Raw genomic sequence first — 12063 nt, forward strand, 5'->3', positions numbered from 1 at the left:
AATAGGAGCGCCCCATGAAAGGTTTGCTGGACCTGTTCAAGCAATTCACGCCCGATGAGCATTTCGATGCGATCAAGATCGGGCTGGCCTCGCCCGAGAAGATCCGCTCGTGGTCTTTCGGCGAGGTGAAGAAGCCTGAGACGATCAACTACCGCACGTTCAAACCCGAGCGTGACGGCCTGTTCTGCGCCAAGATCTTCGGCCCGATCAAGGACTACGAGTGCCTGTGCGGCAAGTACAAGCGTCTGAAGCACCGCGGCGTGATCTGCGAGAAGTGCGGCGTCGAAGTGACCCAGACGAAGGTTCGCCGTGACCGCATGGGTCACATCGAGCTGGCTGCGCCGTGCGCGCACATCTGGTTCCTGAAGTCGCTGCCGTCGCGTCTGGGCCTGGTGCTCGACATGACGCTGCGCGACATCGAGCGCGTGCTGTACTTCGAAGCGTACGTGGTGGTGGACCCGGGCATGACCCCGCTGAAGAAGTTCAGCATCATGTCCGAGGACGACTACGACGCGAAGCGCCGTGAGTTCGGTGATGAATTCGAGGCCCTGATGGGCGCCGAAGGCATCCAGAAGCTGCTGGCCGAGATGGACCTTGACGTCGAGATCGACAAGCTGCGCAACGACATGACCGGCAGCGAGCTGAAGGTCAAGAAGAACTCGAAGCGCCTGAAGGTCATGGAGGCCTTCAAGAAGTCGGGCATCAAGCCCAACTGGATGGTGCTGGAAGTCCTGCCCGTGCTGCCGCCGGACCTGCGTCCGCTGGTGCCGCTGGACGGCGGTCGTTTCGCGACCTCCGACCTGAACGACCTGTATCGCCGCGTCATCAACCGGAACAACCGTCTGGCTCGCCTGCTCGAGCTGAAGGCCCCGGAAATCATCGTGCGCAACGAAAAGCGCATGCTGCAGGAAGCCGTCGACTCGCTGCTCGACAACGGCCGCCGCGGCAAGGCCATGACGGGCGCCAACAAGCGCGCCCTGAAGTCGCTGGCCGACATGATCAAGGGCAAGTCGGGTCGCTTCCGTCAGAACCTGCTGGGCAAGCGCGTCGACTACTCCGGTCGTTCGGTGATCACCGTGGGCCCGACCCTGAAGCTGCACCAGTGCGGTCTGCCCAAGCTGATGGCGCTGGAGCTGTTCAAGCCCTTCATCTTCGCGCGCCTGGAAGCCATGGGCATCGCGACCACGATCAAGGCCGCGAAGAAGGAAGTCGAATCCGGCACGCCGGTGGTCTGGGACATCCTTGAAGAAGTGATCAAGGAACACCCGGTGATGCTGAACCGTGCGCCCACGCTGCACCGTCTCGGCATCCAGGCGTTCGAGCCCGTGCTGATCGAAGGCAAGGCCATCCAGCTGCACCCGCTGGTCTGCGCGGCCTTCAACGCCGACTTCGACGGTGACCAGATGGCCGTTCACGTGCCGCTGTCGATCGAAGCCCAGATGGAAGCCCGCACGCTGATGCTGGCCTCCAACAACGTGCTGTTCCCGGCCAACGGCGAACCGTCGATCGTGCCGTCGCAGGACGTGGTGCTGGGCCTGTACTACGCCACCCGCGAGCGCATCAACGGCAAGGGCGAAGGCATGGTCTTCTCCGACCTGGCCGAGTTGCAGCGTGCGCTGGACAACGGCGTGGTCGAGATCACCGCCCAGATCAACGTGCGCCTGACCGAGTACACGAAGGACAAGGAAACGGGCGAGTTCGTCCCCGAGACCAAGCTCGTGGCGACCACGGTCGGCCGCGCGCTGCTGTCCGAGATCCTGCCGAAGGGCCTGCCTTTTGCCAACATCAACAAGGCGCTCAAGAAGAAGGAAATCTCCAAGCTCATCAACACCTCGTTCCGCAAGTGCGGTCTGAAGGAAACCGTGGTGCTGGCCGACAAGCTGCTGCAAAGCGGTTTCCGTCTGGCCACGCGCGCCGGCATCTCCATCGGCATCGACGACATGCTGGTGCCGAAGCAGAAGTACGAGCTGATCGAGCGCGCCGAGAAGGAAGTCAAGGAGATCGAGCAGCAGTACGTCTCCGGTCTCGTGACCGCTGGTGAGCGCTACAACAAGGTGGTGGACATCTGGGGCAAGACCGGCGACGAAGTCGGCAAGGTCATGATGTCGCAGCTGTCCAAGCAGAAGACCATCGACCGCAACGGCAACGAAGTCGACCAGGAATCGTTCAACTCGATTTACATGATGGCCGACTCCGGTGCCCGCGGTAGCGCGGCCCAGATCCGCCAGCTGGCCGGCATGCGCGGCCTGATGGCCAAGCCGGACGGCAGCATCATCGAGACCCCCATCACGGCGAACTTCCGTGAAGGTCTGAACGTGCTGCAGTACTTCATCTCGACCCACGGCGCCCGTAAGGGTCTGGCCGACACGGCGTTGAAGACCGCGAACTCGGGTTACCTGACCCGCCGTCTGGTCGACGTGACGCAGGATCTGGTGGTCACCACCGAGGACTGCGGCACCGATCAGGGCATCAACACCCGCGCGCTGGTCGAAGGGGGTGAAGTCATCGAATCGCTGCGCGACCGCATCCTGGGCCGCGTGCCCGCGATCGACGTGCTGCACCCGGAGACACAGCAGGTGGTCATCTCCGCCGGCCAGATGCTGGACGAGGACGCCCTCGACCTGCTGGAAGCCGCTGGGGTCGACGAAGTCAAGGTTCGCACCCCGCTGACCTGCGCCACGCGCTTCGGCCTGTGCGCCAAGTGCTATGGCCGCGACCTGGGCCGCGGTGGGCTGGTGAACTCCGGTGAAGCGGTCGGCGTGATTGCCGCCCAGTCCATCGGTGAGCCGGGTACCCAGCTGACCATGCGGACCTTCCACATCGGTGGTGCCGCTTCGCGCGCTGCCATCGCCTCGAGCGTGGAAGCCAAGTCGGACGGCATCATCGGCTTCAACGCCACGATGCGCTACGTGACCAACGGCAAGGGCGAGCTGGTCGTGATTTCGCGTTCGGGCGAAATCGTGATCACCGACCCGCACGGCCGTGAGCGCGAGCGTCACAAGGTGCCGTACGGCGCGATCCTGACGGTCAAGGCCGACCAGACCATCAAGGCGGGCACCGTGCTCGCCAACTGGGATCCGCTGACCCGTCCGATCATCACCGAGTTCGCCGGTCAGGCCAAGTTCGAGAACGTCGAAGAAGGCGTGACCGTGGCCAAGCAGGTGGACGAAGTGACCGGTCTGTCGACCCTGGTCGTGATCGACCCGAAGCGCCGTGGTGCCGCCAAGGTCGTGCGTCCGCAGGTCAAGCTGCTGGATGCCTCGGGCGCCGAAGTGAAGATCCCGGGCACCGACCACGCCGTGACCATCGGCTTCCAGGTCGGCGCGCTGATCCAGATCCGCGACGGTCAGGATCTGTCGCCGGGCGAAGTGCTGGCGCGCATCCCCATCGAAGGTCAGAAGACCCGCGACATCACCGGCGGTCTGCCGCGTGTGGCCGAGCTGTTCGAAGCCCGTTCTCCGAAGGACAAGGGCGCCCTGGCTGAAATCACCGGCACGGTGTCCTTCGGCAAGGAAACCAAGGGCAAGGTTCGCCTGCAGATTACCGACCCGGACGGCAAGGTGTGGGAAGACCTGGTTCCGAAGGAAAAGAACATCCTGGTGCACGAAGGCCAGGTGGTCAACAAGGGCGAATCCATCGTCGACGGCCCGGCCGATCCGCAGGACATCCTGCGTCTGCTGGGCATCGAAGAGCTGGCTCGCTACATCGTCGACGAAGTGCAGGACGTCTACCGACTGCAGGGCGTGAAGATCAACGACAAGCACATCCAGGTGATCGTTCGCCAGATGCTGCGCCGCGTCCAGATCGTCAACCCGGGCGACACGCACTACATCGCCGGTGAGCAGGTCGAGCGTTCGGAACTGCTGGACACCAACGACCGCATGCGTGCCGAAGGCAAGATGATCGCCACGCACAGCGATGTGCTGCTGGGCATCACCAAGGCTTCGCTGTCGACTGACTCCTTCATCTCGGCCGCTTCCTTCCAGGAAACGACCCGCGTGCTCACCGAGGCTGCCATCATGGGCAAGCGCGACGAGCTGCGTGGCCTGAAGGAAAACGTCATCGTGGGCCGCCTGATCCCCGCCGGCACCGGCATGGCCTTCCACCAGGCTCGCAAGGCCAAGGAAGAGATGGACGACACCGAGCGTCGCGCCATCGCCATGCAGGAAGCGCAGGAGCGCGCTGCGATGGAGCTGGCGGCGCTGGAGGAAACCACCGACGCGGCCCCGGCCGAAGGTGGCGAGACCGCAGCCGAGTGAAGTCCGACACCGGGATCCGCGTGATCCCGGGTGCGCTTCAGATGAAAGCGCCAGTCCCGAAGGGGGCTGGCGCTTTTTTCATGGGGCGTCGGGCAGGAAGGAGGGCGCCGGCCAGTCCAGCAACTCGGCCAGCCGGGTCACGACCCAGCCTGCTTCATTCTCTGCCACGACGGCATCAGGCCCGACGAGACCGAGGTGGCAGCGCTGCAGGACCTCCTGCTCGTCCACACCGATCTCCACGTGGACGCTGCGGCAGTGCTCGGTCAGGTGCTGGGCCAGGTCCTCGCACAGTTCGTAGCGCGCGCGGTAGGTCGCCAGCGGCACCGTCAACCGGCCTCGTGCATCGGTGTGCAAGGCCTGGAAGGAGGGCGGGATCTCGATCTGGTAGTCGTCCGACATGCTGGTCCTGCTGCGCATGGGCGCCCCTCGGCGCAGCCCTGGATTGTGCCTGCTGCTAGCATCGGCATCCCCCATGTGGTTTCGTCCCTCCCCCCTCCCGCGTGACACGCGCCTGGTCGCCCTCATCGTGGCCAGCGCGTTCTTCATGCAGACGCTCGACAGCGCCATCCTGACGACTTCGTTGCCGCAGATGGCGCAGACCTTCGGCGTGCGGCCGGTCGAGATGAGTGCCGCCATCACGGTCTACCTGCTGTGCAACGCGGCCCTCATTCCGGTGGCCGCGTGGCTGGCAGAGCGCTTTGGCGCGCGCGTGGTGCTGGGTGGCGCGATCGCGTTGTTCACGCTGGCCTCGGTCGGGTGCGCACTGGCGCCCGGCGTGGGGAGCTTTCTGGTGGCCCGGGCGGTGCAGGGCGGGGCGGGCGCGCTGATGATGCCCGTGGGCCGCATGGTCGTGCTGCGTCAGGCCGAAAAGCGCCACCTGCTGGAGGCCACTGCGCTCATCACCTGGCCCGGCCTGATCGGTCCGGTGATCGGCCCGGTGCTGGGGGGCGCCATCACCGCCTGGCTGGACTGGCGGTGGAATTTCTGGATCAACCTGCCGATCGGCCTGGTCGGGGTCTGGCTGGTGCGGCGTCACATCCCGGATGTGCGGGCCCGCGAGCCCGGCGCCTTCGATCACCGCGGCGCGTTGCTCACCGGGGCGGCGCTGGTCTGCGTGATGCTCGGGCTCGAGGTCGCCTCGCAGCAGCAGCTGCCCTGGGCGTGGACGCTGGCGCTCATCGCCGTCGGCCTGGCCATCGGCGCCGTGGCCCTGCGGCATCTGCAGCGTCATCCGCGCCCCCTGCTGAACCTCGCGGTGTTCCGCGTGCCCACGTTTGCCCTGTGCAGCCTGTCGGCCGGCACCTGCAGCCGGGTGGCGATCGCGGCCACGCCCTTCCTGCTGCCCCTGCTGTTTCAGGTCGGATTCGGCTGGAGCGCCGCGGCCAGCGGCAGCCTGGTGATGGCCTACTTCGCAGGCAACCTGGCGATGAAGAGTGTGACCACGCCGGTGCTGCGGCGCTTCGGGTTCCGCCCGGTGCTGGTGGCCAATGGGGTGGCCCTGGGCGCCAGCGTCATGGCGTGCAGCCTGCTCGGCCCGGACACCCCCCTGTGGCTGCTGCTGCCCTTGCTGGTCTTGGCCGGCCTGACCCGCTCCATGCAGTTCACCAGCCTCAATACGCTGAGCTTTGCCGACCTCGAGGACCGCTTGCGCGGCACGGCCGCCACCATCTCCAGCATGTTGCATCCCATCAACGCGATGCTGGGCACGGCGCTGGCGGCGGGCCTCCTGAACCTCGCCATGGCCGCGTCCGACAGGACGACGCTGGCGCTGGCCGACTTCCGCTGGGCCTTTCTTCTGTGCGGTGGGCTGGGTGTGGCCGGTGGGCTGGCCTACCTGCGCCTGCACCCGCAGGCCGGCCACGAAGTGAGCGGGCGCGGTGCGCCAGCCTGAGCCATGGTCGACGACGAAGGGGTCCGCTTCCGGCCGCGCCTGACCCTGCAGACGCTGGGCCGTGGTGACGGGCTGCTGGGCCTCACGCCAATCGGCGCCTTCGGGCCGCGTGGCGGGCAGGTGACCGTGGCGTGGGCAGACTGGGTCTACACCCACCCGCAGGGACTGGTCTGGACGGCCCCGGCGGCGCCCTCGGTGCTGAGCCCGGCCAGGTCCCCCGCCCCTGCATTCGCGACGCCCGAGGGGGCGCACCGGCCGTTCCACCGTCAGCGCGAGGCCGAGGCCGAGGCGCTGGACCGCCTGCGCACCCTGGGCCTTCGCCCGCTGCCCCACGACGCCCTGCAATGGCGTGCCCCGGCGCTCGCGGCGCAACTGGGGGGCCCCGAGCGCCCCCTCTGGAGCCTGATTCAGGAGGAAGACTTCGGCGACTTCTGGGCCGAGCAGGTGCCCGTGCTTCAGCGTGAGGGCTGGCAGGTCGTCGTGCGCCCCGGCTTCGCCCATCAGAGCACGCCCGTGTCGGCCTGGCGGCTGGTGGTGCGCAGCCCCGACGGCGAGCCGGTCAGCTGGGAGCCGGCCGAGCCCTTGCCGCCGGCAGTGCCCGCGCCCACCGGGCTGGGTGCGCCGCGCGGCATGGGGTCGTGGCTCGTGAGCCTGGGCGTGGAGGTGGCGGGCCGCGTGCTCGACCTGGCCCCCATGCTGGCCGACCTGTTGCGTCGTGACCGGCGCTGGCTCGACGTCCGGCAACTGGCCGACATCGACCCCCGGAGTCTGGTGCGATTGCGTGCGCCCGGTGGTGTGCAGATCGAGGCGCCCGCGGCGCCCTTGAAAGCCATCGTCGCCACGCTGCTCGACCTGTTGATGGAGCGCCCCGCCACCGCCACCGGGTCGCTGGCCGTGCATCCGGCGGACGCGGCGCGCCTCCTCTCGCTGGCTGACAGCCTGGCCGCGAGCCAGCCCGAGCGTGCCGGCCCGGTGGGCCAGTGGGCGCTGCAGGGCGATGCCGGTCTGGCCCGGCTTGCCGCGCGCTTGCGGGAGGCGGGACGTCCCCCGCCTGTCGCACCGCCGCCGGGCCTCCAGCTTGAGCTGCGCCCCTACCAGCTGCAGGGCCTGGCATGGCTGCAGCACCTGCGGGCGCAGAACCTGGGCGGCATCCTGGCCGACGACATGGGCCTCGGCAAGACGGCGCAGGCCCTCGCCCACATCCTCACGGAACGCGCCGCCGGCCGGCTGGACCGACCCGCCCTGGTGGTCGCGCCCACCTCGCTGCTGCTCAACTGGGCGGCCGAGGCCCGCCGCGTTGCGCCTGGTCTGCGCGTGCACCTGTGGCACGGGGGGCAGCGGCAGCAGCATGCCGGGCGCTTGCCCCACGCGGACCTGATCCTCACGTCCTACCCCCTGCTGTGGCGTGACGCGGCCGTGTTCGAAGCGCTGCCCGTGCACCTGCTCGTGCTGGACGAGGCCCAGACCGTCAAGAACGCCGGCAGCCGGGCCGCGGCCGCCGTGCGCCAGGTGCCCGCACGGCACCGACTCTGCCTCAGCGGCACGCCGCTGGAAAACCACCTCGGTGAACTCTGGGCCCAGTTCGACTTCCTGATGCCCGGATTCCTTGGCGACTGGCGCAGCTTCCAGCGCCGCTGGCGAGACCCCATCGAGAAGAACGGCGAGTCCGTCCGCGCCCAGCTGCTGGCGGGCCGGGTTCGGCCCTTCATCCTGCGCCGCCGCAAGGCCGAGGTGGCCGCAGAACTGCCCCCGTGCACCGACGTCATCCAGGCGGTCGAGCTGGAAGGGGCGCAGCGCCGTCTGTACGAAACGGTCCGTGTCGCCGCGGACCACCTCGTGCGCCGCGCGCTGGACCGCCATGGTTTCCAAGGCGCCCACCTGACCGTGCTCGATGCCCTGCTGCGCTTGCGGCAAGTCTGCTGTGATCCGGCCCTGGTGCCCGGGGCGCCACCGCTGCCCCGCACCGCGCCCCGGGCCAAGCTCGACTGGTTGCGCGCGCAGCTACCGGCCCTGCTTGAAGCCGGCCGGCGCATCCTGGTCTTTTCGCAGTTCACGACCATGCTGGGCCTCGTCGCCGACCTGCTCGACGAACTCGGGTGCCCTGCGCTGTCCCTGACTGGAGACATGCCGCCCACCCGACGCGCCGAGGCCGTCGCCCGTTTTCAGGCCCGCGAGGTGTCGGTGATGCTGCTGAGTCTCAAGGCTGGCGGGGTGGGGCTCAACCTCACCGCGGCCGACACCGTCATCCACCTCGACCCCTGGTGGAACCCCGCCGTGGTGCGTCAGGCCACCGACCGCGCCCACCGCCTGGGGCAGGCCGATCCCGTCACCGCCTACCACCTGGTCGTGGCGGGCAGCATCGAAGAACGCATGCTGGCACTGCAGCAGCGCAAGGCCGTCCTGGCCGAGGCGGTGCTCGGTGAGGATGGCGCTCTGGCCGAGAAATTCAACGAGGAGGACCTCGTCATGCTGCTCGCCCCCCTGGCGCGCTCCTCGGCCGATGTCGGCGGTTGATGCATTTGATTACAAGGGTTTTCACCTAAAACCGCGGGTTTTCCTCTAGACTGCGGCCATGGCTTGACCGAAGGAGGTTCAACATGGCTCATTCATCGATTGGTGTTCGTTCGGGTTCTGCTCATCAAGGCGAACGCACCGCTCTGGAAGCAGAAAAGCTGGGCGTCATGGCCGGCTTCGTCGCCGGTCTGCCGTTCGGCCTGGGACTGGTGCATGACCTCGTGCTGTCCCAAGGTCTGCCCACCTGGCTGGCAGAGGGCTCCGCCGTCGCCGCTGTGGCGGCCACCACCTGGCTGGGGCTGCGCCTCGGGACCAGCACCGCGGCATGGGCCCGGCGCCGAGGCTGACTCACCCACACCGCGCGCCTGCAGCCTGACCGCAAGCGCGTCCCCAAAACAACAAAGGGCCCGCGTGGGCCCTTTGTTTCTGTGGCCGCCGCGTAGCCCGCGGCCGGCCCCTCTTCAGTCAGCGCTGCGGCGGCGGCGCTGCGCGAGTGCGGCCACGCCCAGCAGGCCCAGCCCCATCGTGGCCCACGTGCCTGGCTCCGGCACGGCCGGTGTCGCGGACAGCCCAGCAAGGCGGAACTGGGTGCCCGTTCCCGTGGCTGTCAGCGTGAAGGTCTTGCCCACCACGCCGCTCAGCGAGAAGCTCGTCGATTCCCAGCCGCTGGTGCCCTGAAGGCTGCCCGTGCCCAGCGTGAGCGTGTTGCCGCCCCAGCTCAACGTCGCGCGGTCACCGGTGGTGAGCCAACCATCCTTGTCCCAGTACGAGAGCTGAATGGCGCTCAGGTTCACCGTCTGGTTGAAGGTCAGCGTCAGGGCGTCGCCCGTGTTGCTCTCGATGCTGTTGGCAAACGCGCCGCCTTCCACCCCCAGCCCGGTGTTGCTCAGGACCACCTGAGCCGATGTGCCCTTGGCTTTTGCGCCCACCTCCAGCGACAACGCCCCGTTGGTGAACACGGGGAGGGTCGACGCCTGCTCCAGCAACGGTCCGTTCCCGTAGAAGTCGAAGGTGGCGGTGGTGGCCTGGGCCGCCAGAGGTGTCAGCGCAACCAGCGCCAAACCCGCCAGCCAGCGTGTCGATTGCATGAGTCTCTCCTTGTCGGTGTGCCGCTGCAGGGGCAGCCGCTGATGTGATGCGTTCCGACCGATTGTGGGGAGCCGCCTCTCCCGTCACCTCAGGGTCTCCCCTCGAATTGCCGCCTGCACGGCCCCCCACCGCCCCTGCCGCCGCCACGTCGGGGACGGAAACCTGCCATTTGGACGTAACGCGCCACCGGGCATGCGGCTCTTCGGAGGGGGTGTTCACCGCGACATTCCTTACAAAGACCATACAAATCCATGTCTTCGGACACATAAAGTGCGTCTGTCATGGAAAAACAGACATCGGGAGAGAAGTGATGGAAGAAGTCGTCCGCATGTTTTTGGTGCTGGCACATCTCGGCGCCTTGATGGCGGCGGCCGCGGCAGTGGCCTTCGGGGACTACGCCTTGCTGGGCCGTCGCCGGATCGACGGCGTGCTGCTCGGCAAGGCGTCTCACGCGGTGGCCTGGGCGCTGGCCGGCTTGTGGCTCAGCGGGCTGGCCATCATCGGTGTGGACACCGGGTTCGCGTGGGCGGCCATCCTGGCCAAACCCAAGCTCATGGCCAAGCTCACGGTGGTGCTGCTGCTGACGGCCAACGGCTTCTACCTCCATCGTGTGGTGCTCCCCAGCCTGTTGGATCCGAGTCGGGCAGCGCGGCCCCTGGCGCATGTGGCCGCCCGCGCCGCCCGTGCCGGCGCCTTCAGCGCAGCCGGCTGGAGCGTGGCCGTGTTCCTCGGGGTGGCGCGGCCCCTGGCACCGCTGCTCGGCTACGCGGGTTTCATGGCTCTGTTCGCCCTGGCCGTGGCCGCGGCGCTCGTGCTGGCATGGCGCCTCGTCCACCCTCCGCTGTACCGGCGCTTGAAGGCCGAGCGAGCCGCTCCCCACGTCGTTTTGCCCACCGAGGCCGCCGTTGGCCCGATGGCTGGGGGGCTGCCACCCACCTCCGCAGCGGCCTGATCGGCGCCGCCTGCACGCCGCCGGCTTGCCAAGCGCGGCGGTGCGCTACTACAATGGAAGGCTTTTCGGCTTTCGCGTGACCGCGCAAGTTCGGGCAACGCAGTCCTTCGGGGGCGTGATGTGCCTGGCATGCGGGGCGTGAGGGCCGTTTTGTGCTTGTCCCAGGCGCCGCAGCGGCTCGTTCAAGTTGCTGCCAAGTGCCTGTCATGCAAGTGTTTTTTCAACGGGAACCAAACTAATGCCTACGATCAACCAGCTCGTGCGCCATGGCCGTCAGGTCGAGGTCACGAAGTCCAAGTCGCCTGCGATGCAGAACTGCCCGCAGCGCCGTGGTGTGTGCACCCGCGTGTACACCACGACCCCCAAGAAGCCGAACTCCGCTCTGCGTAAGGTTGCCAAGGTGCGCCTGACCAACGGTTTCGAGGTCATCTCGTACATCGGCGGTGAAGGCCACAACCTGCAAGAGCACTCGGTGGTGCTCGTGCGCGGCGGCCGTGTGAAGGACTTGCCCGGTGTGCGCTACCACATCGTGCGTGGTTCGCTTGACCTGCAAGGCGTCAAGGACCGCAAGCAGTCCCGCTCGAAGTACGGCGCCAAGCGTCCGAAGAAGGCCTGATCGGCCTGAGCAGCAGAGTCGGTCTGCGTCATCGGTGTGTCACCCGCAAGGGGCACCCTGCTGGCATGGCCGAGGTGGCGGTGTCGTCCGGATGGTCCGGCGCTCACCGAGTAAGTGGGGTCTCTCTGAACCATTGATGAGATCCCGGATGTGGGGCAAAGGCCCGCATCAACTGAAGCATTGAAAGGAATCGAAATGCCTCGTCGTCGCGAAGTACCCAAGCGTGAAATCCTGCCCGATCCGAAGTTTGGTTCGGTCGAGCTGTCCAAGTTCATGAACGTGATCATGGAATCCGGCAAGAAGGCCGTTGCAGAGCGCATCATCTATGGCGCCCTGGAACAGGTCGAAAAGAAGGCCGGCAAGGATCCGCTGGAAATCTTCTCTGTCGCGCTGAACAACATCAAGCCCGTGGTGGAAGTGAAGTCCCGCCGCGTGGGTGGTGCGAACTACCAGGTTCCCGTTGAAGTTCGTCCCGCCCGTCGTATCGCCCTGGCGATGCGCTGGCTGAAGGAATCGTCGCGCAAGCGTTCCGAGAAGTCGATGGCCCAACGCCTGGCCAACGAGCTGCTGGAGGCCGCTGAAGGCCGCGGCGGCGCGATGAAGAAGCGTGACGAAGTGCACCGCATGGCCGAAGCCAACAAGGCTTTCTCGCACTTCCGCTTCTAATTCACCACCTGCAGCCTGTCTGCAAACCGAGCGTCCGGCCTGCGAAATTCGCGGCCGGCGCTTTGTCCAATCTGGA

9 protein-coding genes are annotated in these 12063 nt (G+C 67.3%); 7 read left to right on the top strand and 2 right to left on the bottom strand.

From position 1 onward, the window contains the following. Positions 1-14: 14 nt before the first annotated feature. Complete coding sequence (rpoC, locus tag DEH84_RS00855; RefSeq protein WP_109033878.1) at positions 15-4259, top strand: DNA-directed RNA polymerase subunit beta'; 4245 nt, start codon at positions 15-17, stop codon at positions 4257-4259. 78 nt (positions 4260-4337) lie between these two features. Here the strand turns inward: rpoC and DEH84_RS00860 are convergent, their stop codons facing one another. Then, positions 4338-4676: a hypothetical protein gene (locus DEH84_RS00860; RefSeq protein ID WP_245932644.1), complete on the bottom strand. Its 339-nt coding sequence runs from the start codon at positions 4674-4676 to the stop codon at positions 4338-4340. A gap of 55 nt (positions 4677-4731) precedes the next feature. Between DEH84_RS00860 and DEH84_RS00865 the strand changes: the two genes are divergently transcribed. From DEH84_RS00865 to DEH84_RS00875, 3 genes are all read left to right on the top strand, one after another. Beyond that, positions 4732-6150, top strand: coding sequence for an MFS transporter (locus DEH84_RS00865; protein WP_109033882.1), 1419 nt, complete (start codon positions 4732-4734; stop codon positions 6148-6150). A 3-nt stretch (positions 6151-6153) separates the two neighbouring features. Next, positions 6154-8664 (top strand): DEAD/DEAH box helicase, encoded by a 2511-nt coding sequence (locus DEH84_RS00870; protein ID WP_109033885.1) that lies wholly within the window; start codon positions 6154-6156, stop codon positions 8662-8664. 83 nt (positions 8665-8747) lie between these two features. Further along, positions 8748-9011, top strand: a complete 264-nt coding sequence (locus tag DEH84_RS00875; protein ID WP_159098795.1) for a hypothetical protein — start codon at positions 8748-8750, stop codon at positions 9009-9011. Between the two features lie 114 nt (positions 9012-9125). On the opposite strand, the gene DEH84_RS00880 is transcribed toward DEH84_RS00875, so the two are convergent. Further along, the gene (locus DEH84_RS00880; protein WP_109033891.1) at positions 9126-9752 is read right to left on the bottom strand and encodes a PEP-CTERM sorting domain-containing protein; all 627 of its coding nucleotides are present in this window, start codon (positions 9750-9752) and stop codon (positions 9126-9128) included. Positions 9753-10063: 311 nt separating this feature from the next. Between DEH84_RS00880 and DEH84_RS00885 the strand changes: the two genes are divergently transcribed. From DEH84_RS00885 to rpsG, 3 genes are all read left to right on the top strand, one after another. Continuing rightward, on the top strand, positions 10064-10705 hold the full coding sequence (locus DEH84_RS00885; protein WP_109033893.1) for a hypothetical protein: 642 nt from the start codon (positions 10064-10066) through the stop codon (positions 10703-10705). Between the two features lie 238 nt (positions 10706-10943). After that, positions 10944-11321: a 30S ribosomal protein S12 gene (gene rpsL / locus DEH84_RS00890; protein ID WP_058088974.1), complete on the top strand. Its 378-nt coding sequence runs from the start codon at positions 10944-10946 to the stop codon at positions 11319-11321. A gap of 195 nt (positions 11322-11516) precedes the next feature. Further along, positions 11517-11987, top strand: a complete 471-nt coding sequence (gene rpsG / locus DEH84_RS00895) for a 30S ribosomal protein S7 (RefSeq protein WP_109033895.1) — start codon at positions 11517-11519, stop codon at positions 11985-11987. Positions 11988-12063: the final 76 nt, after the last annotated feature.

Source organism: Aquabacterium olei, assembly GCF_003100395.1.
Classification (GTDB): Bacteria; Pseudomonadota; Gammaproteobacteria; order Burkholderiales; family Burkholderiaceae_C; genus Aquabacterium; species Aquabacterium olei.